This is a genomic window from Nonomuraea sp. B5E05, from assembly GCF_039880665.1.
GTDB lineage: Bacteria > Actinomycetota > Actinomycetes > Streptosporangiales > Streptosporangiaceae > Nonomuraea.
In genome coordinates, this window is record NZ_JBDPMJ010000050.1 from 13744 (window position 1) to 37074 (window position 23331).

A 23331-nucleotide genomic window follows, 5' to 3' on the forward strand; every position below is an offset into this window, starting at 1 on the left:
CGCCGCAGACTCTTGGTTCGGTCATGTCGAGGACTCCCGAGCTTCGCGGGCGCCGGGGTCCCGCCGGGTCAAGGCACCCCCTCTGGTCCTTATTCGATCACCTCCCGGCCACATGGGCTTGAAGCACCTCAGCTGCGGTCTCCCACGCAGTGCGACCGGCGACAAGCTTCCCTGTCTCCGTGTCGATCAGGTTGCCGGCGAATGGCGTGTCCGCCGTGGTGATGTCCTTAGCCTTCTTCGTGCGACGGAAGTTGAAGCTGTCCATGGCCTTGACGGCCTCGGTGACAGCCAGTCCGTCCTTCTGGAGGAGGTAGACAGCCATCGCCACGGCGTAGAGGACACCGGCTGACAGGAGGTAAGTGTCCTGACGCAGCTCGTATGCCTTCACGCTGTCATCGACGACGTCGGCGAACGGGGTGAGTTCGCCCAACGCGGTCCAGAACTCGACGAGCTCCTGACGTGCCTTCTCGGGGTCGGCGCCCGGCCCCTCGAACCGGCCGTTGACGGCCCGGTCCATCGTGGCGGGGGACCGATAGCCATTGCCGACGAGGAGCAGCCCAGAGACGTAGCGCACCGTCTTGAAGCTGAACAACTTGGCGGACAGCTTCCCTGGGTTGTCCTTCTGGTACTCGACACGGTCGATGAGGACGGGGACGGCGTCGAAGAGGTCGTTGAGTTCGCGGTTGATGGGCTGGCGCCGGTCCATTGACTGGCCAAGCGACGTGGTGGGGGCCTTGACGTTGCGCTGAAGGTCGGCGAAGTCCTGAGCGCGTCGGCGAGGGTCGTCCTCGATAACGATGATCAGCGGCTGACCGGACTCACGGAGGCGCTCGATGACCAGATCTCCGTCCTCATCGCGGTTCTGGACGATGTGCTCGTAGGCGCCGATCCGGTGCTGCCCGTCACCGATATCGAACAGAGCACCGATATCGACGGCCAGAGTGCCGATGGAGGCGGCGTCCTTGTCGGTGGAGACCCCGTCGATCGGCATGGGCTTGAACTCGGCCTCGCGCTGGGTGAGGTAGAGGACAGCCGCACCCAGGACGAAGTGCTCCTCCTCTTCGAGGTACTTCACGATGCCCTGCAGATGTGCCTTATCGCGCGGCCGGTTGCCGTGCTGTGTGGTCTTGACCGGGTCCCAGGCTTCCGGCTTACGAACCATGCGGACCAGGTCGGTAGGCGACATCGCGGTGACGAGCATCTGCCGGCCGCCCTGCCGGTAGCTGATTGCGGGGATGTGGATCTTAGGCATCTCGGCCCTCTCGAAGGCTTGGGATCGGGATACCAACCATAGCTACGCCGAAGTTTGGCGTCAATGAGACTATTTTTTGGCGTAGCCACTCATTCCAGTTGCGTATCTATACCTACATGTGGCGTAGTAGAGAGTGGTGGGCGAAGTAGGGCGCCCTCCGGCCAGGGCGACCCGGATCTGACTAACGCTCAGGAGGCGTGACGGCATGACCAAGGACAGGGACGACAGCACCACCATCGCGGCTCGGTGCCGTGCGCAGGGCGGGCTGATCGAGGTGAACCTGGGAGACCTCAGGGAAGAGCTCGGATACAAGAAGCTGGGCAAGTGGGTGCTGATCGAGGTAGCGGAGGCGCTGGGCAGGGACCAGCTGGGCTACTTCCCGGAAGACGTCCTCGACCCACAGCACAACACCGTTCCTCGCCAGTCGCAGACGGTCTGGATCTATGAGAACGACGACGGCGCCCGCGCTCAGGTCATCAACGCCGTTCTGCACCCGGACCAGCGCGACGTTCGGGCGGCTCTGGACGTCCTGACGGACCATGGTGAGGCGCTGACACCGGAGCAGAAGCTCGACCGCATCCGCGACCTGGTCGGCTCGTAGTTTAAGGAAGCCGTGATCCTCGCAAGGGCATTCGCTCAGGAAGGGGTTACGGCTTCATGCTTGCCTGGGACGGGGTTACCGCCTACCCCACGGGCTCAAAGATTGATATGGACGAGCACTTCCGCCCATCTTCGAAAGATAATCAAAGACTGTGACGTTGCTGTCACTGTTGCTGTCAGCAGAGATCAAAAAGCCCCGAACGGTGATCCGTCCGGGGCGTTCTTGCTGGTCGTGTGGGGTGGTCAGGGGCGGGGTCGAACCGCCGACCTTCCGCTTTTCAGGCGGACGCTCGTACCAACTGAGCTACCTGACCCAGAGCGGTCCTGACGGGACTTGAACCCGCGACCTCCACCTTGACAGGGTGGCGAGCACTCCAAACTGCTCTACAGGACCTTGCGTTTCTTGCTGTTTGCGCTCGCTTAGCTTACCAGCTTTCCGGTGATCCTCGACCAGCCGTTTTCCGGTGTTGCCAGGCGCTCGCTGTGCCCCCAACGGGATTCGAACCCGTGCCGCCGCCTTGAAAGGGCGGTGTCCTAGGCCGCTAGACGATGGGGGCTCAGGATTCCCTGTCGCCTTCCGTCGGAGACCTCTGAAGCATAGGGGACGATTGCCCCTGATGCCAAAGCGGCGAACCGGCGGTCGGCGTCTGTGAGTCAGTGACGGATCCCGTTGGCGACGGGGCGTTCGTTGGCTCTGGAGAAATCATACGGTCTGGGTCGGCCTCCACGTGACGTTGGATGTAGACCGACTGCTCCCCCAGCCCGCCGAGGGTGATGTCGTCCCAGGCTTGCAGGCGCTTCGTCTCCTTGTCGAAGTACAGAACCGAGGCCTGGACCGGGGTCGGCTGGGCGTGTTCGAGCGCGCGCAGGCCGGCCCCTCCCGTGGAGCCCTGGACGAGCATGCGGGTGCCGGAGCGGAACATCTTGGTCCTGCGGTCGTGGGTGTGGCCGGCCAGGATCATGGGGGCGGCTCCGGAGAAGCCTTCGGCCACATCGGGGTCGTGTACGGCGATCAGGTCCGGCTCGCCGACGTTGGGGAGGTGGGAGCGGGCATATTCGTCGAGTGTGCCGGGCTTCGCGGAGATGGGCACGGATTTGTCCGGAGTGAAGCGGGGATCGCCCAGACCGTAGATGGTCAGCCCTTCGACGGTTTTGGACTTGTCGTCCAGGACGATGGCGTTCTTCTGCTTCGCGACCGCCTTCTGGGTGGTCATCGAGTCGTGGTTGCCGCGGACGAAAACGTACGGGAGCCCGAGCCGGCCGATCTCGTTGACGAATTTGTTCTCGGCCTTGGTGCCGTGGTCAGAGATGTCGCCCGTATCGATGATCATGTCCACGGCGAACTGGTCTTTGAGCGACCGGATGACGTTCCAGGCGATGGGATTGATATGGATGTCCGAGACGTGGAGGACTCGAATGGTTTTCGGGTCGGCGTCGTACAGCGGCAGGGTCGAGACCGTGTCGTACAGCTTGGAGACGTTCGTCACCAGTTTCGTGAGCTGCGACCGGTACGACTCGAAACGCGTCACGATCGATTCGGCGCTGCCCACCAGGGACGGCGCCGCGGCGACCAGGCCCGAGTAGCGCGGCTCGACGAGCGAGTTCGGGCGGAAGGTGAACGCGGCGAGCGCTCCCGTGCAGGCGAGCGCCACGGAGGCCGCCAGCAGCCCCACGAGCGCCACGCGGGGCCTCCTGAACACCATCAGGACCGCCACCAGCGCCCCCGCGCCCGCGCACAGCAGGGAGCGGATGACCAGTGCGCGCACGCCGTCCAGCAGGTCGGCCTCGATCAGCGCCGGCAGGCGGTCGGCCAGCCGGGGGTCCTCGAGGAGGGCTCGGGCGCGGTCCTGGTCGATGTTCTCGAGGGTGATGCGCAGCCTGAGCGGCGCCGCGTGGGTACGGAACGTGAGCGTGCCGAGCGGGCTGGCGTCCACGACCGTCTCGCCGCTCCACGCCGGCCGCAGCGACATGCCCGTTTCCACGGGGCCGATCTCGGCGCGTACGGTGCCACTGAAGAAGATGCCCAGCCAGGCGCCCACAGCGGCGACAAAGAGCACCGCGACGGCTTTCGAGGCCCTCGACCGGATGGCTGCCTTTGACCAGTGGACGAACTTCATACCGTTTCTTGCATACCCGACAGACGGGGCACAATGGCAAGTGTGATCGAGGTAACCCGGGAGAAGTTCGAGGAACTCGTGGCCGAGGCATTGGACACGATCCCCTCAGACCTCGCACGCACCATGAGCAACGTCGTCGTCACGGTCGTCGACGATCCACCAGAGCCCAACCTGCTCGGCCTGTACACCGGGATCCCCCTGACGGAACGTGGCGACTGGTACTCGGCCGTTCTTCCCGACCGCATCGAGATCTACCGCAATGCGATATGCCAGATCTGCGATACGGAACAGGACGTGATCGACGAAGTACGCATCACGGTCATCCATGAGATCGGGCACCACTTCGGCATCGACGACGCGCGGCTTCACGAGCTCGGCTGGTAACCCTTTGCTTCCGGTTGACTTCTTTGGGTTGCGGCTTGCCTTTGTGTTCGGCAACCTTAGGTGACATACCGAACACAGTGAGTCAGGCACAGCGGAGTCCAATGGGGGCCATGCGGGCGCGACAACTGCCAGGACGACATCGGCGTGCCGAAGGACGACAAGTCACCTATCGCGAAGTCATCGCGATCAAAGAATTCCGGGCACTCTGGTACGGCCAGGGCCTTTCGCTCCTCGGTGACCAGCTCGCCCAGGTCGCGCTCGCAGTGCTCGTCTATGACCGCACCCAATCGGCGCTGGCCACCGCCGCCGTCTACGCGCTGACCTACCTGCCCTCGATCGTGGGCGGGCCGCTGCTGGCAGGCCTGGCCGACCGGTTCGCGCGCAGAGGCGTCATGCTGACCTGCGACCTGATCAGGGCCGCACTGGTGGCCGGGATGGCCGTGCCCGGCATGCCGTTCTGGGCGCTGTGCGCACTGGTGTTCCTCGTGGTGCTGCTCAGCGCGCCGTTCTCGGCGGCGCGGGCGGCGCTGCTGCCCGAGGTGCTCGAAGGCGACATGTACGTCATCGGCTCGGCCCTGCAGAACATGACGAACCAGGCCGTCCAGATGCTCGGTTTCGCGGCCGGCGGAGCGGTGATCGCGGCCATGGGCCCCTACCGCGCGCTCGCCCTCGACGCCGCGACGTTCCTCGGATCCGCGTTGATCCTGGCCTCCGGCGTGCACCGCCGCCCCGCCGCCCACGGTGAGGGCGGCAAACCGTCCATGTGGACCATGACCGTGGCCGGAGCCCGGCTCGTGTTCGGGTCGAAGAAACTGCGGACGATCGTCCTGTTCGCCTGGTTGTGCGGCTTCTACATCCTGCCGGAGGGCCTCGCCGCGCCGTACGCGGCCACGCTCCACACCGGAACCCTGCCGATTCCGGTGATCACCGGGCTGCTGATGGCCGCCATGCCGGCCGGGACCGTCGTGGGGGCGTTCCTGTTCAGCAGGTTCGTGTCTCCGCCGCGGCGGCTGCGGCTCATGGGGTGGATGGCCATGCTCAGCTGCGCACCCCTGATCGTGACCGCGCTGCGCCCCCCGCTGGCCGTGGTGCTCGCGGCATGGGTGTTGTCGGGGATCGGCGGGGCGTACCAGCTCGCGGCCAACGCCGCTTTCGTCCAGAACGTACCGGCCGAACGGCGTGCGCAGGCGTTCGGCCTCGTCCAGTCGGGGTTGATGGCCGTACAGGGGATCGGGATTCTGGTCGGCGGGTTCGCGGCGGAGAGACTCGGCCCTGAGCCGGTGGTCGCGCTGGCCGGGGTGACCGGGGTGGTCAGCGCCGCCGTGCTCGCCATGGTCTGGACCGAGTCTCGTGGGAAGGCCCGCGCGCCGTCATGATCACGGCTGGGGCTTGTGCTCGCCGCTGTTCCAGTCGGTGTGCGTACTCCGGCTCTGCTGCTTGTTGACCAGGTCCTGGACGATCGAGGTCTCGGCCTGCTCGTCGGGGATGAGGAGCCAGCCGATCACGTACACGCCGACGCCCAGCCCGCCGAACAGCGTCGCGATCGCCAGCGCGATCCGTACCATGTTGGCGTCGATCCCGACGTACTCGCCGACGCCCGCGCAGACACCCGCGACGATCCGGCCTTTGTGAGTCCTGCGCAGCTTCTTGACGTTGTCGTAATCGCTCATGCCTCAAGACTGCCCTGGGGGCCGGTGTTAGCACATCCGGATTCTCCCTGGTAGAACCCTGGTAGTCCCTTACGCGACGAGAGGACCTCTGCGATGGACGACCTGCTGCGCCTGGACGACCGGCTCAACGCAGATCAGCGGCTGATTCGCGACACGGTGAAGTCCTTCGTGTCCGACCGCGTCCTCCCTCACGTGGGCGACTGGTTCGAGGAGGCCGCCTTCCCGGCCCGTGAGCTCGCGCCCGCGCTCGGTTCGCTGGGCGTGCTCGGCATGCACCTGGAGGGTTACGGCTGCGCCGGCACGGACGCGGTGTCGTACGGCGTGGCCTGCCGCGAGCTGGAAGCGGGCGACTCCGGGCTCCGATCGTTCGTGTCCGTCCAGGGTTCGCTGGCGATGTTCCCGATCTGGCGATACGGCTCGGAAGAGCAGAAAGAGGAGTGGCTGCCCCGGATGGCCGCCGGCGAGGCGATCGGCTGCTTCGGCCTGACCGAACCGGACCACGGCTCCGACCCCGCCAACATGCGCACGTACGCCAAGAAAGACGGATCCGACTGGATCCTCAACGGCTCCAAGATGTGGATCACCAACGGCTCGATCGCCGACGTCGCCGTGGTCTGGGCCCAGACCGACGAAGGCGTCCGCGGCTTCGTCGTCCCCACCTCCACTCCCGGCTTCACCGCCCCCGAGATCCACAAGAAACTCTCCCTGAGAGCCTCCGTCACCTCCTCCCTCTACTTCGACGACCTCCGCCTGCCCGCCTCCGCCGCCCTGCCGGGAGTCACCGGCCTCAAGGGCCCGCTGTCGTGCCTCTCGGAAGCGCGCTACGGCATCGTCTGGGGCGTCGTCGGCGCCGCCCGCGCCTGCCTCGAAGCGGCCGTCGACTACGCGAAGACCCGCGTCCAGTTCGACAAGCCGATCGGCGCGTTCCAGCTGACGCAGGAGAAACTCGCCTGGATGTACGTCGGCGCCGCCCAGGCCCAGCTCACCGCCCTGCACCTGGGCGAACTGAAGGACGCGGGCCGCCTCGAACCCCGGCAGATCAGCTTCGGCAAGCTGGCCAACGTACGCGCCGCCCTCGACATCGCCCGCCAGGCCCGATCCATCCTGGGCGGGAACGGGATCACCCTGGAGTACCCTGTGATCAGGCACATGAACAACCTGGAGAGTGTGCTGACGTACGAAGGGACGCAGGAGATCCATACCCTGGTGCTGGGGGAAGCGCTGACCGGGCTGGCCGCCTACCGATGATGGAGGCGTCGCGGACAGGACGGTAATCTCTGTACCCTTGCTGTAGCTGGGGGCGTTAGCTCAATTGGCAGAGCTGCGGACTTTTAATCCGTAGGTTCCGGGTTCGAGCCCCGGGCGCCCTACCACTCTTCACCCTTCTGACCAGGGCTTTCGCTTCCCCTTCATCGCCGGTGGGGTTCCTCGAACCCTCTTGGGAGACCGAGGGGAGACCGCCAGTTCCGGACACCACCGCCCGCGGCACGATCGCCGCGCTCGCCTCGGCAGCCTCATGCGCCAGCTCCGGCAACACCGTCGTGTAGGTGTTCTCGGTCAGATTGGTCGAACTGTGACGCAACATCGACGACACCATCTTCGTGTCCGCCCCGGCCGCATAAGCCAGCGTCGCCGCGCAATGCCGTAGGTCGTGCAACCGGACCGGTGGCAGCCCCGCCCGGTAGGCCAGCTGCGCGAACAGCTCACTGACCCACGCCGGATGCAACTCGGCGCCGTCCTCGTGCGTGAAGATCCGCCCGATATCGGTCCACGCCGGACCCCACTCCAGACGTTCGGTGTTCTGCCGGACACGATGCTCCATCAGGACAGAGACCGTACCGGTGTCAAGCGCGATCACACCGTCGCTCGCCTCGGTCTTCGGCTCCCCCTCCTCGAACTCCCACCCGACCTGTACCAGCTGCTTGGCCACCGCCAGCGTGCGCTCCTCGACATCGAAATCCGCCCACCGGGCACCGCACCCCTCACCACGCCGCAGCCCCCGGAAGGCGATGAGGTGGAACAAGGCGTACAACCGGTGCTGCACGGCGACATCGAGAAAGGTACCGAGCTGGATCGGCGTCCACACCATCACGGGCGAGGGCCGCAGCTCGAGGCTCTCCCACACTCGTACGGCGCTGACCTTCCTGCCGCCCTTCTCCTTCCGCACGGCCTCCAGGCGCTCAGAGAATCTGGCGTTGAACGTCTCCACCCGCAGCTTGGTCCACACCAGAGCCCTGGGCCGCTTCACCTTGTCCAGCTTGACGGCACCGGCATTGTTGACGCCGATGATCTCCTGCCGCACGGCGTCACTCAGCACGCTGCTCAGCGTGGCCCGGATCCGCTGCTTCGTCGTCGGACCGGTGATCCTCTTACCTCGAACCGCGGCCCGCACCGCCGGGTCCTCCGACGCTCGCGCCCGCAAGATCGCATCGTTCTTCTCATCGATACGAGTGAACACCTTCTGCAAGACCGACACCCACAACCGGTCCATGCGAACGTGGGCGAGAACCTCTTCCAGGTGCTCCTTGTAGTGCGAGCGGTAGCTCCTGAGTGTGGTCTTGCGGATGTCCCCGGTCCGCTCGTGCTCGGCCATGCAGCTTTCAAAGAAGTCGCCGAACAGCATGGAGCCAAGGCGCTGGCCGCCGTTGTACCTGCGGCGCAATCGGCCTCCAGCGCGCGTTCCAGCACCGCCTTGACCAGCTCGCCCAGCATCGAACCCTCGCCGGTCAGCGCAGCCCGCCGGCCCCGTCGAGCGAGCGCTCCAGCACCTGATCACCGAGCAGGTCCCGCAACGGCGTCTCGCCGTCACGATGGGGGGATCTTTCCCCGCCATGATGAGCAGCCGCCCCCAGCAGCGCCGATGCGTCATCGTGCTGGTCTTGCCCCACCCCGGCCAGCGCGGTTCTCCCCCGTGGGTGGACATGATCGTGTTCTCCCCCGAGATGGTGAATGATCGTTGCAGACTTCCGTCTACGTTTGGTGATCATTTCCACACCTAGAGTGATACCTCCGTCAATCTCCGATGTGGCGGATGTGGTGGAGGACCAGCGCTGGTTCGGCGAGGTGCAGGTAGTGGTCGGCGACGGGTGCGACGATGTGGCGTCCGTGTGTTGACAGGGCCGCGATCTGCCGGTGGTGGGTGAGGGTCTGCTGGTCGCCGCGGGCGCTGATGACGACCAGGGGCAGCGAGTTCCATGCTCCTGCGGTTCGGGGCAGTTCGCGGACGGCTCGGGTGCTGGTGTCGTAGGCGCGCATTTCCGCGGCGGCGGCCTCCCAGGTGGCGGGGCCGAACACCACGGGGACGTTGTCGCGGGTGAGCCGGGGTTCGCGCGGGTCGACCATCCAGTCGCCCGTGCGCAGCAGGCCCACGGCGGCCACCGCGGACCACACCTTGGCCTGGATCGTGGCCGGGGTGGCGAGATCGTTCGTGCTGTGTTCGTCGGCGGGGTCGAGCAGCACCATGCCGGCGACGCTATCGGGCCATCGGGCGTGAAACAGGCGCGCGACGTGCCCACCCCATGAGTGCCCGACGAGCATGAACGGTCCGGGTTCGCCCGCGCGGGACAGCACCGCGGCCAGGTCGCCGGCGTGCGTGGTGACGTCCTGATCGCTCGGCGGCCGGCTGCTCCAGGCGTAGCCGGCACGGTCGTAGGCGCAGGAGCGCCGTCCGGAGGCGGCGAGCGTGTCTTGAAGATCCGCCCAGGTCGTGGCGGAGTCGCCCCATCCGGAGGCGAAGACGATCGTCGGGCCCTGGGAGCCCAGGCAGCGTAGATGGATTCGGTGCGTGCCCAGGTCGACCAGGCGTCCGGGGGCTGTATGGCGCTGCGGGTCGGTGGGCGCGAGTGACTGCTCCACGGCCGCACCGGTCAAGCCGGCCACCAGCACGACACCGAGGACGCCCGCCAGGAGGCGCCGCAGCCGGCCGGCGCGCCCTGTCGGGCGGGCCGGCACCGGCTCGCGCGAGGCCGCGCGGCGGAACGCGCCGCTGCCCGCGAGGACGGCGATGACCGCGAGCATGACCAGCCAGCCCGGCCACCCGCTGAGCCCGATCGTCCAGGGATTGTTCAGCGCCTCGAGGTCGCTGGTAGCGAACAGGACGTTGACGAAGCCGGTGATCAGCGTGTTGTTGACGGCGTGGGCGATCACGCCGGGCCAGATGAGCCCGGAGGCCAGGCGCAGCCAGCCGAGCAGCACGTTGAACAGCACGGCGGTGACCAGGAAGGGGATCAGCCGGTGGCCGGTGCCGGTGCCGACGTATCCGGGCAGGTGCCACAGCCCCCAGATCAGGCCGCCCAGCAGCAGCGCGGTCCACAGCCCGAGCGGCCGCAGCCGGGGCAGCAGGAAGCCACGCCAGGCCCATTCCTCGCAGAAGAACAGCGGCAGCATCACCACCGACAGGCCGAGGTTGACGGCCAGGGCGGACAGGATCGTACCGACAGGCACGCCATCTTGCCCGGCCGTCTCCGGCGCGTAGACCTCGCGCAGCCCGGAAAACCCCGCCAGGTCCACCGGATACACCCCCGCCAGCGCGCCGATCGCCACGGCCAGGAACCCCAGCACCAGCGGTGCGGCCAGCCCGATCACGCAGAAGCGCACCAGCCGCCCCTTCGGGCGCAGCGGCGCCATCGCGGTCTCGCGCAAGATGTTCCCGGGCCGGCGGATCCAGCGCACGACCACGAACGTGGCCAGACCGGCACCGACCATGCCGCCGCCCGCGACGAGGTCGACGCCGGTGAGCAGCCGCAACAGCCACAGCAGCCACGGAATCGCGAAGGCCAGGAGCAGGAAGACCGTCAGCTCACGCCGGCGAAAGCCGCTGAGGCCCTCGCGCGCATCGGCGACCTGCCGGTCGGGAGTTGACCGCATGGTAATGATCCTTTCTGGGGGGTTCGGGTTGTCACCGGGCGCGCAGGACGGCATCGGCCACCTCGGCAGCGTCAGGGGTGCTGATCAGCAGTTCGTCGTACCTGAGCGTTGACGTGCCGGCGTCGAGGACGACGCGCAGGGCGGGCACGCCGCGCCGCACACAGACGAACTGCCGTACTCCGGATGTCAATCCCCAGGACCCGATCTTGAGGAGCCCGGTGACGAGCACGCCGGCGCGGCGCACTCCTCGGGTCTTCCGTAGCGGTTGCTCGACGTCGGCGATGTCGGCGATGTCGCGTACGGCGGCCAACGGGACGGCCAGCCGGCCGCGTAGGGCGAACGGCCGCTCCCAAAAGGCGAATCGGACGATCAGAACATCACGGTGGAGGGTCACTGAGGCCATCGCTGTCTTTCCTTTCGTACACGCCGGCACACGCCGGCAGGAGGGAAGAGCCGATGCGCTCCTCCTCTATCTGTTATAGCTCATCTATATCAGATAGAGTTTTGGTGTGCTTCTGACGCTCGACCTCGACAGCGAGGTGCCGATTTACCAGCAGATCCGCGATCGGGTGGTGGAGGCCATCGCCGACGGGGAGCTGACGGAGGGATCGGCTTTGCCCTCCACCCGGCAGTTGGCCGCCGACCTGGCGATCAACTTCCACACCGCGAACAAGGCCTATGACCTGCTGCGGCAAGAGGGGATCATCCGCATCAACCGCAAGAGCGGAGCCGTGGTCCGCCGCGACCCCGGCTCCGGGCCCCCGGCCCCCGGCTACGCCGACGACTGGCAAGGGCGGCTGCGTACCCTCCTCGCCGAGGCCACCGTGCACGGCGTGCCCGGCGAGGAGCTGATCCAGCGCTGCGGCGGCGTCCTGACCTCGTTCCACGACCAGCGGACCACGAAGGAACCATCCGTATGACCATGCTCGTCCTCACCTGCCTCGCTCAGGTGGCGCTGCTCACCGTCGCCGCCTGGACGCTGCCGGTGCTGGCCCGTCCCACACTGCCCTTCGGTGTACGGGTGCCGGCCGGCCGCACGGCCGACCCGGCCGTCACCGCGCAACGCCGCCGCTACTCCCGCGCAGTGATGACCCTCGGCGTACTGGCCGCCCTCACATCGGCTCCCGCCGTCGTCCTGCGCGGCACCCCCGACGTACTCACGGCCACCGCCGTGCTCCTGGGCGCCGCCGACGTCGCGCTCTACACGGCCGCGCACCGCGCGATCCGCGCCGCCAAACGGCACGGCGACTGGTACGCCGGCACCCGCCAGGCCGTCACCGCCGACACCACCTGGCGCACCCATCCGGTACGGCCACCGTGGCGGCTGCTGATTCCCTCACTCGCCCTGCTGGCCGGCACCGCCGCCATCGGGTTCGCGCGATACGGCAGCCTGCCCGACACCCTGGCCACCCTGCGCGGGCTCGGCATCGATGCCCAGCACCGCATCGCCACCACTCCCGCCACCGCTTTCGCCCCCGTGCTGTCCCAGACCGCGATCACCGTCCTCGTCCCGCTGCTGGTGGCCGCCCTCATCCGCGCAAGACCCGAGACCGATGCCGAGCACCCGGTGACCTCGGCCCGGCGCTACCGCGTCTACCTGCACGGCATTGCCACGCTGCTGCTGGCCGGTGCGGCCTGCGCCGACCTGACCCTGCTCCTGCTGGCCCTGCAGCAGTGGGACGTCCTGGCGCCCTCGCCGCTGACAACGGCGGCGACCTGGGCGCCCATGGCCGCCATCGCGGCCGCCTTCCTGGTCTTCGGCGTCCGGGTCGGCGAGGCGGGCCACCGCCTCCCGTCCCTGTCCGGGGAATCCGGCTCCGGCTACGTGCAGCGCGACGACGACCGGCACTGGCACCTGGCCGGCACCCTCTACATCAACCGCCACGACCCCGCGATCCTCGTCCACCAGCGCCTCGGCGGCCGATGGACGCTCAATCTCGGCAACCCCGTCGCCTGGACCGTCCTGACCGTCCTCGCCTCACTCGCGCTGCTGCAACTCCTCGGCGTCATCGACCTGCCACCCACCAGTTGAGGCGACCGCCCTGGGAACTCTGGGTGAACCGCGCCGGGTTTGATGGAGGCCGCCACGAAACCCGGACCGGTTCACCAAGCGATGGACCGGCTGGAGCAGCGGAAACTCCTTCCCGCCGAGCACCTGGTCGACTCCGGTTACACCTCCGTCGTCGGCATGCACCAGGCCGCCCGCCGCACCATCACCCTGATCGGCCCGCTGCGCCTCAACAACTCCTGGCAGCACCGCACCCAACCCGGATTCTCCCGGGACGCCTTCACCATCGACCGCGACCGACGGCAGGTCACCTGCCCCCACCGGCAAGACCAGCGGAGACGGGATCGAGCCTCCCGCCCAGGCCCCCTACCTGGTAGTGACGTTCGACCGCAGGCTGTGTGACCCGTGCGCCGATCGGTCTCGCTGCACCCGCTCCGCAGAGGGCCGCTCGGTGACCTTCCTCCCCCGCGATCTGCACGAACTCCAAGCAAGCAACCGCCAAGGCCAGCAAGACTCCGCGTGGCTACGCACCTACGGCTCCCGCGCGCTCACCTCGACCGGCAGTATGCAGCCCACTCGCCATCCGTCCTCCTCAGGCCCGGCGGTGAAGGCGCCGCCCACAGCCTCCACACGCTCGCTCAGAGCGGCCAGCCCCGTTCCACCGGCGCGCCGGCCGCGTCTCGTGATACCACTCCCACGGCCGTTATCAATGATCGACACCGCCGCCTTGGGGCCGGGCGTGGCCCTGACGGAGACGGTGACCCGGGTGGCTGTGCGGGCGTGGCGGCGGACGTTGGTCAGGGCCTCCAGGACCACGTGGTAGATCGTGGTGCCGGCCTCACGGGAGAGCGTCGCGTCCAGACCGTGGTCCAGGCACAGCTCGGCGCGGGCCGGCCCGGTGGCTGTGAACCGGTCGAGGAGATCGGGTAGATCATGCAGGCCGTACAACCTGGTCGGCCGCGGTTCCTGCTCGCGTTCCCCGGGCTCGCGCAGCATGCGCAGCGTGTGGTCCATCGACGTCAGGGCCCGCAGCCCGGACTCCTCGATGCGGCGATACAGATCCCTCGCGTGGTCAGGGTTGTGGTCACCGAGTTGCGCTGCCTGCGCTTCCAGCACGATGCCGGTTACCTCGTGGGCGACGAAGTCATGCAGGTCGCGCGCCACATCGAGCCGTTGGGTGCGGCGCGCCCGCACCACGGCGGCGACCCTTCGCTCGTCCAACGACCGAAGGTAGAGTCCGACGCCGATCGCGCAGGCCAGGGGGAAGGCGTACACCAGCGCCCCGGTGAGCGACTCCTGCCAGTTCGGTGTGGCGATCCGGAGCGTGGCCCGCAGCGACAGCCCCGCCACTGCGACCGCGATCACCGCCTCGGACAGGACCATCTGCCGGGTGGGCAGCCACCGCGCTGCCCGACCCGCGAACACGGCCAGGCCCGCCAACTCGGCGATCCCCCACACCCCCACGGAGTCGGGCGGCCCCCGGTAGAGAAGACCGGCGAGTATCGAGAGCACCGATACGGCGGCGACCACCCCCGGGAGCGGCACCCGCCCGGCGGGCAACGACAGGAGGGCGGCAGCTACGACGGCCGCAGCCGAGAACGCGATCACGAGCACATCCGGCGACACGAGGACCATCGGAGCCACCATCGCGACGGCGACGCCAGCCGCCGTCACGCGTAGCCTACGCATAGGGATCACGGGCTACCTCTTGTCCGTGCGCGAAGCCCATCTCCCAGGCCCGTACGGCGATGCCGACCCGATTACGCACGCCCAGCTTCCGCTGGATGCTGGCCATGTGAGTCTTGACCGTGCCTGGCGAGATGAACAATTCGGCGGCGATGTCGGCATTGGTCCGGCCGGCCGCCACCCATCCGGCGATCTCCATCTCCCTCCTGGTCAAGGGCTCGGCGGAAGGCCGGGCGGCGGCGGGCGTCAGGTGCCTCAACAACCGGACCGTGATGGAAGGACTGATGAGGCTGTCGCCGGCTACGGCCGCTCTGACCGCCTCCACCAGCAAAGTGGGGCCCGATCGCTTGAGCAGGAAGCCGGATGCTCCGTGGCGCAACGCCGGGTAGACGTACTCGTCGAGGTCGAAGGTCGTCACCACGACGATCCGGGTGGAGGTGGGGGCGAGCAGCCGGGTGACCTCCAGCCCGTTCATCCGGGGCATGCGGATGTCGACGAGCGCCACGTCGGGGCGGAGCGTGCGTGCCAGGTCGACCGCGGTGACGCCGTCGGCCGCCTCGCCGACCACTTCCATGTCCGTTTGGTTCTCCAGGATGCGGCGCATGCCCCTGCGAACCATGTCCTGGTCGTCGGCGATCAACAGGCGGGTTTTCACAGGTGTTCACTCTGCCACGAAGTCGCATTCCGGATATCTCCCGAATGGCAGATGTGGCGACCCGGGGTGCGCCATGATCGTAGGATCCATGCTGATCCGAACGATGCTGGCGTGCGTCCTGATGGCGTCGATGGGCCCGGCCGGGGCCTCGACGCCGCCCCACCGGCCTCTGGCGTGGAGTCCATGCCCACCCGAGCAGGAGGCCCTCGTCAAGGCCGGCGCCGAGTGCGCGAAAGTCACCGTACCGCTCGACTACGCCGATCCCGCCGGCCGCACCATCAAGATCTCGATCTCGCGGGTGCGGGCCACGGACGCCGCCCACAAGAAGGGCATCCTGCTGGCCAACCCCGGTGGACCCGGCGGGTCCGGGCTGGGGTTCACACTGAGCCTGAGCCAGACCATGAGGAAGGTGGCGGCCGGCTACGACCTGATCGGGTTTGACCCGCGCTTCATCGGCGATAGCACGCCCATCACCTGCGGGCCCGGTCGAGTGTGGCAGCGTTCGCCCGGGTACGAGCGCGCCGGATTCGAGGAGATGGTCCGGATCACCCGCGGCATCGCAGGGCAGTGCGGCTCCCACGGCGACAACGCCCGGCTGCTGCCCCACGCCTCCACCCGCAACGTCGCCCGTGACATGGACATGATCAGGGCCGCGCTCGGCGAACCTGTCCTGTCCTACTACGGCGTCTCATATGGAGCCGACCTCGGCGCCGTCTACACCCAGCTCTTCCCGCGCCGGGTCGGCCGCATGGTCCTCGACAGCTCGACCGACCCGGCCGCCACACAGTACGAGCTGTTCCAGCGCACCGGCGCGCCCAGCGAGGCGGGCTTCGACGAGTGGGCAGCGTGGGCCGCGCGGCGCTCGGCCCGCTATCACCTGGGCCGCACCAGCGCGCAGGTACGCGCGACGGTGACCCGGCTGCTCGCCCGCGTCACCCGTGAACCCGTCCGCGTCGGCGCGAGCACCGTCGACGGCTACCAGCTGCCGTTCCTGCTGTCACAGCTCCTGCAACAGCAGGATGACAACGCCGCCCTGGCCAGGTCGGTACGCGATCTGGTCAAGGCCGCCGCGGGCGAGAAGGTCACCCCCGATCCCGCGCTCGCCGGGCTGCTGGAGAGGTTCGCGATGAAGGGGCCCGTGGTCGATCGGTGGATGGCCGGGCAGCTGGCCGTCCTGTGCGGAGACGGCGGATGGCCCGCCGGCGGCTGGCCCCGCGAGACAGAACGCTACTGGCGTGACACCCAGCGCGTCCGCGCCACCCAGCCCCTTTTCGGGGCGCTGGCGGGCACCATCACCCCCTGCGCCTTCTGGCCGGTCACACCACGCGAGCCGGGTACCGGGATCGGCAACAAGGTGCCGGTGCTGATGCTCCAGGCCCGGCGCGACATCAACACGATCTATACCGGGGGCATGGCGCTGCACCGCAAGCTGGAGGGCTCCCGCCTGGTCACGGTGGACCTGCGGGCGCACGGCGTCTACACCCGTCGTGCCGACGGCTACACCCCCAGCCGCTGCGCGGAGAAGATCGTCAACGACTACCTGAACGGCGCACCACTACCCCACGCCGACCTCGACTGCGCACGCCAGAAGAGGCAAGGATGATCGGCCACCTGCCGGCTGCCGTCGTCGTGACCTCCCTCCTCGTGGCGGGAGCCGTACCAACCGCGAGCGACACCCTGAAACAGGACGTCAGGGCCATCGTGGCGACGGGCGCCAGCGGTGTGCTGGCCGAGACGCAGACCCAGGACGGTCACGAGCGGGCCAGGTACGGCGTAGCCGACCTGGACAGCCGGCGGCCGGTTCCGTGGAACGCCTACTACCGGATTGGCAGCGACACCAAGACCTTCACCGCCACTGTCGCCCTCCAACTCGTCGGCGAGGGCAGGCTCCGGCTCGGCGACTCGGTCGAGAAATGGCTGCCCGGCCTGGTCAAAGGGCATGGAAACGACGGCAGGCGGATCACCGTCAAGAATCTCCTTCGGCAGACCAGCGGCCTGAACGATTACCTGGCCGAGCTTCCCCTCGTCCAGAACCTCACATCGAACGGCTACCGCAAGCACCGCTTCACCTCCTTCACCCCCCTGCAGTTGGTGGACCTGGGACTACGCAAGCCGCCCGGATGGCTGCCCAACGCGAAGAATCCCGCGGAGGAGACGCGCTGGGGATACTCCAACACCAACTACCTGCTGGTCGGCCTGATCATCGAGAAGGTGACCGGGCGGCCCTGGGTTCAGGAGATCCACGAACGCGTCATCCAACCCCTCCGGCTGCGACACACTTTCACACCGGGAACATCCGCCTACGTTCCCCAGCCCACCGCGACGCCCTACTCATGGCTGCCCGGGAGCACCCGGCCGACCGACACCTCGATCTTCGCCGCCAACAGCGGGGCCGACGGCGGGATCGTCAGCACCCCCCAGGACCTGGCTACCTTTCTGCGCGCCCTGCTCGGCGGGCGACTGCTGGGTCCTGCGGAAATGGCCGAGATGAAACGGACCGTCGAGGCCAAGGGCTGGATCGTCGCACCCGGTACACGGTACGGACTGGGGATCGGATGGCGGCCCGCAGAGGGGTGTGACGGCGGGATCTGGTTCCACGGTGGCACCAGCCTGGGAGTGGTGTCGGAGAGCGGGGTTACCGGTGACGGCGCCCGTAGCGCTGTGGCAGCCGTCTTCACTCTGCGCTTCGACGACAAGCAGGAGGATCAGGATCGGGCGGCCGTGCGGTTGGTCGACCGTTCACTGTGCCGACCGGGCTGATCACAGCTCGCTCGGCTACCACGCGGGCCAGGTCCACGACCACGGCGCGGTGGCGGGCGATGGCCCGATCCGCATCGGGCTCGTCCAGGACGAGCCGGCGTAGCTGCGGGACCGCGAAGTTTCAGGCCACCAGCCCCAGAATGGTGAACAGCCAGTCCTGGGCCGTCGGCGCGTCGCCCATCCCCGTGGCCACCATGCCGTCCACATGCCCTTGGTACTGCTCGCCGCGGGCCTGTTCGCCTCGACCGGGCCGTCTCCCGACTCCAGCGTCTCCCACAGCAGCAGCCGGATCAGCTCGGGATGCTCGTGGTACCAGTCGAACAGTACGCCGACCGACTCGGGCAGCGTGCGGGGGTCGATGGTGGCGGCATGGCAGATCTCGTCGACCTTGGCCCTGACGACCGCGTCGAACATCTTCTCCTTGGCGCAGCGTGAGCTAATCAAGTTTATCGAGGGGTTCTACAACCGGCGGAGACTTCGCTCCGGGTTGGGATATCGTCCGCCATCGGAAGTGCTAGAGGAATGGTTCGATAACCAACTCGCGGCGCGATATAGTTTCATATGGGTCGAGTCCGGAAAATTCGGAGCCCCTCAAAACATGATCCCAGGTGACCCGGACCAGCCATTCGGCGCCCAGAGCACCTCCCACGGATATCCGCGAATTGCGTCTCGCCAGCGCGGACACACGCAGAGCGAGGCGATTCAACCGCGTCATCGACAGCGAATATCAGCGGTCGAACTCCCGGGCGGGAGACCGTTCCGGGCGCTCGGCTTGCCGGTCAGGGCTCAGACCTGGGTGCGGCTCCATTGCTGGTTGGTGCCGGTGTTGCACGGATACTGCTTGAGGATCACGCCGTCGGCGGTCGAGGCGGCCGGTACGTCCACGCATTTGCCGCTGTGCCGTGCCCGGAGTTGGAAGTAGCCGCCGTTGGTGACCATCTGGAACTGCTGGTTAGTGCCGCTGCCACAGGTGTACTGGATGAGCTCGGCACCGTCGGCGGTTGAAGCGCTCACCACATCGAGGCACTTTCCGCTGTGCTGGCTGACGATGCGCCAGTAGCCGCTGCCGGCGTCCTGGAACTGCCACTGCTGCCAGGCGTTGCCGTTGTAGGTGTACTGGCCGACACGCGCACCGTTGTCGGTGTTCGGTTGCTGGACGTCCATGGCCTTGCCACTGTGACGCACGTTGATCCGGTAGACCGGCGCCGAGCTGGGCACATCGGCTACCGGCAGGATCGTTCCGTGGCGGCAGCCGGGGCAGGTGATCTGGCTGAGGCCAGACCAAGAGTTCAGGTTGGAGCTGGTGGCCGTCCAGATGCCGCCGTTGGTGTACTTGTCGATCCAGATGCGCCAGGAGCCGTCACTCATCCGCAGCACGGCGGGCCCCTCGTAGCCCGAGCTCCACAGCTGGCCCTGGTTGCTCCAGCCGCTGGTGAGGCTCGTGCTGGTCCAGTGCTCGATGTACTTGGAGGTTTCGTTCTTGGTGAAGGCGTGGTAGGTGCTGCCTGACTTCACCACGTAGGTGTCGATGTAGTTGTAGCCGAGGCCGCCCATCTGTACTGGCCCGCTCCAGGAGGTCAGCGCACTGTTCTGGGCGGTGAAGATGTAGGGCCGGAAACAGTTGGAGCAGGTCGTCTGGGCGATGCTCACGATGAGCCCCACGGTGCTGCCCTCGACGTAGAACTCGGGGGCCCAGGTGAATCGGGTGTTGGCGACGCCGGAGTTGACGCTGGTGACGTGCGTCCAGTTGATCAGGTCGGGGCTGGAGGCGATGTTGAAGTGGGTGGAGTTCGTGGTCCAGGACTGGACGGTGTGGGCGATGTAGTAGAGCCCGTTGTGCTGGATGATGCTGGGGTCGCGCAGTACGCCGGTCGGGCCGCGGTAGTCGGTGTCGGCCAGCACGCTGAAGTTCGTGCCGTTGCTCGATGAGTAGACCCAGAGCTCCTGGTCGGCGGCGGCGTCTCCCTTGAACGTGGTGTAGACGTAGCCGGGGGCGGCCTGTGCGGGTGGTGCGACGGCCACCGCGGTGCCGGCGGCAGCGAGCGCCACGAGACTTAATTCGGCCAGCCAGCGTCTGACCTTCGGCTGTCTGTTCACGGATGGCCTCCTGGGCGGTGAAGCGCGGGACGGATGGTGCAGGCTCTGTCGCAGAGGGTTACCGGGTGACGGGGTTCACAAATTTGCGCGAACGTTAACATGACGATTCCTGGATTACCACTTCTTGACGCGGGCGATGAAGGCAATAACACTCATGCACGACTCGGCTTTTTGTGCTGTGAAATGTTAGCGCTAACAATTCCCTGCGAAGACCGCGCAGTTCCCCCGAAAAGGAACCCCGATGTTCTTACGAAAGAGCCTGGCAACGGCGCGGCGGCTGCTCAGCCTTGCCGCGGCGGGCCGGCCAGCGCTGCGGCACCACGCGCACCACGCGGGCTCAGAAGATCAGCTTCAACTCGGACGGGTCGCCCAACCTCGGCGTGCCGGTCAGGACCGGGACCACGATCGAATGTCCCTCCGGCGACTCCAACGCTTCGTCCCCGACGGTCTACCGGATCAACGTGCGTCACAGTGGCAAGGCCATGGACGTTCAACAACCGAACACCGACAACGGTGCGCGTGTCGGCCAGTACACCTACAACGGCAACGCCTGGCAGCAGTGGCAGTTCCAGGACGCCGGCAGCGGCTACTTCCAGCTCCGGGCACGGCACAGCGGCAAATGCGTGGACGTACCGGCCGCCTCGACCGCCGACGGCGTGATCCTCAAGCAGTATCCGTGCAACACCGGCACCAACCAGCAATGGTCGCGGAAGGCCATCTAACGGTCGCCTCGACATGACCGCGGATCCGTCTAGTGATTGGACATTCATGACTCTGACATCAGGACCATCGCGGAGCACCCGTTCGTTACGCCGGTTGCTGGTCGCCCTGGTGGCGGCCGCGCTCGCCGCGGCGGCGAGCCTCGTGGTCTCCACGCCGCCGGCCAATGCCGCCACCAGCCAATTCCGGGGCATGAACTGGGCCGTGCTGGGTGACAACTTCAGCACCGGCACGCTTGTCGTGCAGGGCCTGAGCCAGTCCGACAGCAACGCGACAGTACGCGCCAAGGCCAACGCCCTCTACGACGACATGGCCTCCACCATGGGGATCAACACCGTCCGGCTGCCCATCAACACGCACACGGTGGCCAACACCACGTGGTGGAACGCCTACCGCGGAGCCATCGACGCCGCCACGGCCCGCGGCTGGAAGGTCATCCTCGCCTACTGGGAGGACGGCGCCGCCTCCGGCGGCCGTATCACCAACCTGGCGGCGTGGAACTCGATGTGGTCCAGCGTGACCAACACGTACGGCTCCAACAGCAACGTCTACTTCGAGCCGATGAACGAGCCGCACGGCTATAGCTCGGCCGAATGGCGCAACATCGCCGCCAACTGGCTGGACTACCACTACTCGGCTCCCGCGAACCGGGTGCTCATCGGCGGCACCGGCTACAGCCAGGACTTGCGGGACATCTGCAACGACAGCCGCTTCAACTCGACGCTGCTGTCCTTCCACCACTACGCCTTCTTCTACAGCGCGATGACCTACGACGCCTTCCGAAGCCACATTCAGACGCGTCTGGGCAACTGCGCCTCCCGCGCGGTCGCCACCGAGTTCGGCGCGCCGATGTCGACCGGCCTCAACTACGGCGACGCGAACAGCACCGACAACTTCGTGCGCCACATCCGCGCCATGGCCCAGGTCATGCGTGACAACCACATGGGCGGCACCTACTGGCCCGCCCTCGGCGGCAAGCCGGGCAACATCGGCTACGACTGGTACTCGATGTACGCCCTGAGCGGCAGCGGCACCAATCTCAACTTGACCGTCCGCAACACCTCCGGCGCTGACCGGATCCGATATGCCTGGGGCGACACCATCGGCGGCGACTCCACCTACCGGATCAACGTGCGCCACAGCGGCAAGGCCATGGACGTCCAGCAACCGAACACCGACAACGGTGCGCGTGTCGGCCAGTACACCTACAACGGCAACGCCTGGCAGCAGTGGCAGTTCCAGGACGCCGGCAGCGGCTACTGGCGCATCGTCAGCCAGCACAGCGGAAAGTGCCTCGATGTGGTGAGCGCTTCAACCGCCGACGGTGCCGAGCTCATCCAGTACACCTGTGGCAGCGGCACTAACCAGCAGTTCCAGATGGTCGCCAACGGCGGCTACTTCCAGCTCCGGGCACGGCACAGCGGCAAATGCGTGGACGTACCGGCCGCCTCGACCGCCGACGGCGTGATCCTCAAGCAGTATCCGTGCAACACCGGCACCAACCAGCAATGGTCGCGCACGGCCATCTAACGGTCGTCTCGACATGACCGCGGATCCGCGGTACGGCCGTCACCGCCTCCGGTGCCGAGCGCGTGCTGTGTGCTCGGTGCCCGGGAGCCGGACGGATCGGGAAACGAGCAAGCGGTCGACGATACCAGCGGCGCCTGGCCAATCTGCCGGCCAGGCGCCGTGACGTGGTCGTCGAGCTGTCCGCGGCGGCCCCATCGCGGATTCACTTATTTCCGAACGATCATCACAGGTCCATTGGGAACCGCGTCAAACCCTCCCGGACCACAGACCATCCGGGGTGACAGATCGTCAATCGGACATAAAATGGGACTGGTCAAGGGGTGTTATCCGCGCCATGGTTGCTCGTTGGATGTCGTCGGCACCTGATACGGCATAACACCAGGCGGCATTCTTGGACATTTCAAGAACGGACAATACGTGACAGCGCGATACAATGAGACCCGATTCGATAGTGGGCGGCATTGAGAACTGCGACTTTTAATAAAAGGGAAGGTGATCCAGCACGTCGGCCGGATCATGCGAGAAGCCGCCGCCAAGCACGACGTCGAGGTGCATGACTATCTGGACGCACAGGTTCCGCAGTTGGAGCGCATGTACGGCAAGCGACGCCGCACCCTCACCCGCCTCGGCTTCACCACCACAACATCCGACTCGGATAAGCGCCCACCGACCACCGACGCTCTCCCACGTCCTTTCCCGCCAAGGACGCCAGCAAAGATCGCACGGCCAAGCGACCAGCAGCCGACCACATCGCAGGTGCGCGCGTGGGCACGTGAACAAGGACTCCCGGTCGCCGACCGCGGCAGACTCCGCCCTGAGATCTGGAAAGCCTGGCATGCCGCCGCCGGCCCCGCGCCTGAGCCTGGATCCACGACGTGATTCGACCTGATCATTTTGCGGTCTAATTCCTCGACGATGGTCGGATTCGCAGGTGAGGGCGCGTTTTTGAACATGGCGAAGCCGCCGCGCGCGGGGTCGCGGCCTGT

At 67.2% G+C, this 23331-nt stretch carries 22 protein-coding genes and 4 tRNA genes; 13 read left to right on the forward strand and 13 right to left on the reverse strand.

Annotation, left to right across the window (positions count from 1 at the left end; translation table 11 throughout):
• Positions 1-97 precede the first annotated feature (97 nt).
• Positions 98-1252, reverse strand: a complete 1155-nt coding sequence (locus tag ABGB01_RS43900) for a DNA sulfur modification protein DndB (RefSeq protein WP_347780103.1) — start codon at positions 1250-1252, stop codon at positions 98-100.
• Between the two features lie 205 nt (positions 1253-1457).
• On the opposite strand from ABGB01_RS43900, the gene ABGB01_RS43905 reads away from it, so the two are divergent.
• A complete protein-coding gene (locus tag ABGB01_RS43905) occupies positions 1458-1853 on the forward strand; it encodes a hypothetical protein (protein ID WP_347780104.1) in 396 nt (131 codons plus the stop codon).
• 239 nt (positions 1854-2092) lie between these two features.
• Here ABGB01_RS43905 and ABGB01_RS43910 read toward each other — a convergent pair.
• From ABGB01_RS43910 to ABGB01_RS43925, 4 genes are all read right to left on the reverse strand, one after another.
• A tRNA-Phe gene (locus ABGB01_RS43910) sits at positions 2093-2166 on the reverse strand.
• A gap of 5 nt (positions 2167-2171) precedes the next feature.
• Positions 2172-2246: transfer RNA gene (locus tag ABGB01_RS43915), tRNA-Asp, on the reverse strand.
• A 90-nt stretch (positions 2247-2336) separates the two neighbouring features.
• A tRNA-Glu gene (locus ABGB01_RS43920) sits at positions 2337-2409 on the reverse strand.
• On the reverse strand, positions 2410-3909 hold the full coding sequence (locus ABGB01_RS43925; RefSeq protein ID WP_347780105.1) for a metallophosphoesterase: 1500 nt from the start codon (positions 3907-3909) through the stop codon (positions 2410-2412).
• Positions 3910-4002: 93 nt separating this feature from the next.
• On the opposite strand from ABGB01_RS43925, the gene ABGB01_RS43930 reads away from it, so the two are divergent.
• On the forward strand, positions 4003-4353 hold the full coding sequence (locus tag ABGB01_RS43930; RefSeq protein ID WP_347780106.1) for a metallopeptidase family protein: 351 nt from the start codon (positions 4003-4005) through the stop codon (positions 4351-4353).
• Positions 4354-4463: 110 nt separating this feature from the next.
• Complete coding sequence (locus ABGB01_RS43935; RefSeq protein ID WP_347780107.1) at positions 4464-5729, forward strand: MFS transporter; 1266 nt, start codon at positions 4464-4466, stop codon at positions 5727-5729.
• Here ABGB01_RS43935 and ABGB01_RS43940 read toward each other — a convergent pair whose 3' ends face one another.
• On the reverse strand, positions 5730-6023 hold the full coding sequence (locus tag ABGB01_RS43940) for a PspC domain-containing protein (RefSeq protein ID WP_347619537.1): 294 nt from the start codon (positions 6021-6023) through the stop codon (positions 5730-5732). It lies immediately after the preceding gene.
• A 93-nt stretch (positions 6024-6116) separates the two neighbouring features.
• Here ABGB01_RS43940 and ABGB01_RS43945 point away from each other — a divergent pair, with 93 nt between their 5' ends.
• Positions 6117-7271, forward strand: coding sequence for an acyl-CoA dehydrogenase family protein (locus tag ABGB01_RS43945; RefSeq protein ID WP_347780108.1), 1155 nt, complete (start codon positions 6117-6119; stop codon positions 7269-7271).
• A gap of 49 nt (positions 7272-7320) precedes the next feature.
• Positions 7321-7396 (forward strand) — tRNA-Lys (locus ABGB01_RS43950).
• Positions 7397-8749: 1353 nt separating this feature from the next.
• On the opposite strand, the gene ABGB01_RS43955 is transcribed toward ABGB01_RS43950, so the two are convergent.
• The 3 genes from ABGB01_RS43955 to ABGB01_RS43965 are packed head-to-tail and all read right to left on the reverse strand — an operon-like array spanning position 8750 to position 11292.
• On the reverse strand, positions 8750-9010 hold the full coding sequence (locus tag ABGB01_RS43955) for a hypothetical protein (protein ID WP_347780110.1): 261 nt from the start codon (positions 9008-9010) through the stop codon (positions 8750-8752).
• A 25-nt stretch (positions 9011-9035) separates the two neighbouring features.
• Positions 9036-10889, reverse strand: a complete 1854-nt coding sequence (locus tag ABGB01_RS43960) for an alpha/beta fold hydrolase (RefSeq protein ID WP_347780112.1) — start codon at positions 10887-10889, stop codon at positions 9036-9038.
• 31 nt (positions 10890-10920) lie between these two features.
• Positions 10921-11292 carry a hypothetical protein gene (locus ABGB01_RS43965; protein WP_347780113.1) on the reverse strand — a complete coding sequence of 124 codons (372 nt, stop codon included), beginning with the start codon at positions 11290-11292 and terminating at the stop codon, positions 10921-10923.
• Positions 11293-11398: 106 nt separating this feature from the next.
• On the opposite strand from ABGB01_RS43965, the gene ABGB01_RS43970 reads away from it, so the two are divergent.
• From ABGB01_RS43970 to ABGB01_RS43980, 3 genes are all read left to right on the forward strand, one after another.
• On the forward strand, positions 11399-11809 hold the full coding sequence (locus ABGB01_RS43970; RefSeq protein WP_347780115.1) for a GntR family transcriptional regulator: 411 nt from the start codon (positions 11399-11401) through the stop codon (positions 11807-11809).
• A complete protein-coding gene (locus ABGB01_RS43975) occupies positions 11806-12921 on the forward strand; it encodes a hypothetical protein (protein WP_347780117.1) in 1116 nt (371 codons plus the stop codon). The genes ABGB01_RS43970 and ABGB01_RS43975 overlap by 4 nt, the downstream gene beginning before the upstream one ends.
• Before the next feature lie 81 nt (positions 12922-13002).
• Entirely contained in the window at positions 13003-13299 is a 297-nt protein-coding gene (locus ABGB01_RS43980) for a hypothetical protein (protein WP_347780119.1), read from the forward strand.
• Positions 13300-13428: 129 nt separating this feature from the next.
• Here the strand turns inward: ABGB01_RS43980 and ABGB01_RS43985 are convergent, their stop codons facing one another.
• Entirely contained in the window at positions 13429-14532 is a 1104-nt protein-coding gene (locus ABGB01_RS43985; protein WP_347780121.1) for a histidine kinase, read from the reverse strand.
• A gap of 46 nt (positions 14533-14578) precedes the next feature.
• Positions 14579-15238, reverse strand: coding sequence for a response regulator transcription factor (locus ABGB01_RS43990; RefSeq protein WP_347780123.1), 660 nt, complete (start codon positions 15236-15238; stop codon positions 14579-14581).
• A gap of 88 nt (positions 15239-15326) precedes the next feature.
• On the opposite strand from ABGB01_RS43990, the gene ABGB01_RS43995 reads away from it, so the two are divergent.
• Together ABGB01_RS43995 and ABGB01_RS44000 are read left to right on the forward strand one after the other, a co-directional pair.
• Positions 15327-16841, forward strand: coding sequence for an alpha/beta fold hydrolase (locus ABGB01_RS43995; protein ID WP_347780125.1), 1515 nt, complete (start codon positions 15327-15329; stop codon positions 16839-16841).
• Positions 16838-17998 (forward strand): serine hydrolase domain-containing protein, encoded by a 1161-nt coding sequence (locus ABGB01_RS44000; protein WP_347780126.1) that lies wholly within the window; start codon positions 16838-16840, stop codon positions 17996-17998. Before ABGB01_RS43995 ends, ABGB01_RS44000 begins: the two co-directional genes overlap by 4 nt.
• A gap of 15 nt (positions 17999-18013) precedes the next feature.
• On the opposite strand, the gene ABGB01_RS44005 is transcribed toward ABGB01_RS44000, so the two are convergent.
• Positions 18014-18412 carry a hypothetical protein gene (locus ABGB01_RS44005; protein WP_347780127.1) on the reverse strand — a complete coding sequence of 133 codons (399 nt, stop codon included), beginning with the start codon at positions 18410-18412 and terminating at the stop codon, positions 18014-18016.
• A 372-nt stretch (positions 18413-18784) separates the two neighbouring features.
• Positions 18785-20095, reverse strand: coding sequence for an RICIN domain-containing protein (locus tag ABGB01_RS44010; protein ID WP_347780128.1), 1311 nt, complete (start codon positions 20093-20095; stop codon positions 18785-18787).
• Positions 20096-20382: 287 nt separating this feature from the next.
• Here ABGB01_RS44010 and ABGB01_RS44015 point away from each other — a divergent pair, with 287 nt between their 5' ends.
• The 3 genes from ABGB01_RS44015 to ABGB01_RS44025 all read left to right on the forward strand — a co-directional run bounded on the left by ABGB01_RS44015 (position 20383) and on the right by ABGB01_RS44025 (position 23224).
• On the forward strand, positions 20383-20817 hold the full coding sequence (locus ABGB01_RS44015) for an RICIN domain-containing protein (RefSeq protein ID WP_347780130.1): 435 nt from the start codon (positions 20383-20385) through the stop codon (positions 20815-20817).
• A 46-nt stretch (positions 20818-20863) separates the two neighbouring features.
• Positions 20864-22345: an RICIN domain-containing protein gene (locus ABGB01_RS44020; RefSeq protein WP_347780131.1), complete on the forward strand. Its 1482-nt coding sequence runs from the start codon at positions 20864-20866 to the stop codon at positions 22343-22345.
• 492 nt (positions 22346-22837) lie between these two features.
• Positions 22838-23224 carry a histone-like nucleoid-structuring protein Lsr2 gene (locus ABGB01_RS44025; protein ID WP_347780133.1) on the forward strand — a complete coding sequence of 129 codons (387 nt, stop codon included), beginning with the start codon at positions 22838-22840 and terminating at the stop codon, positions 23222-23224.
• Positions 23225-23331: the final 107 nt, after the last annotated feature.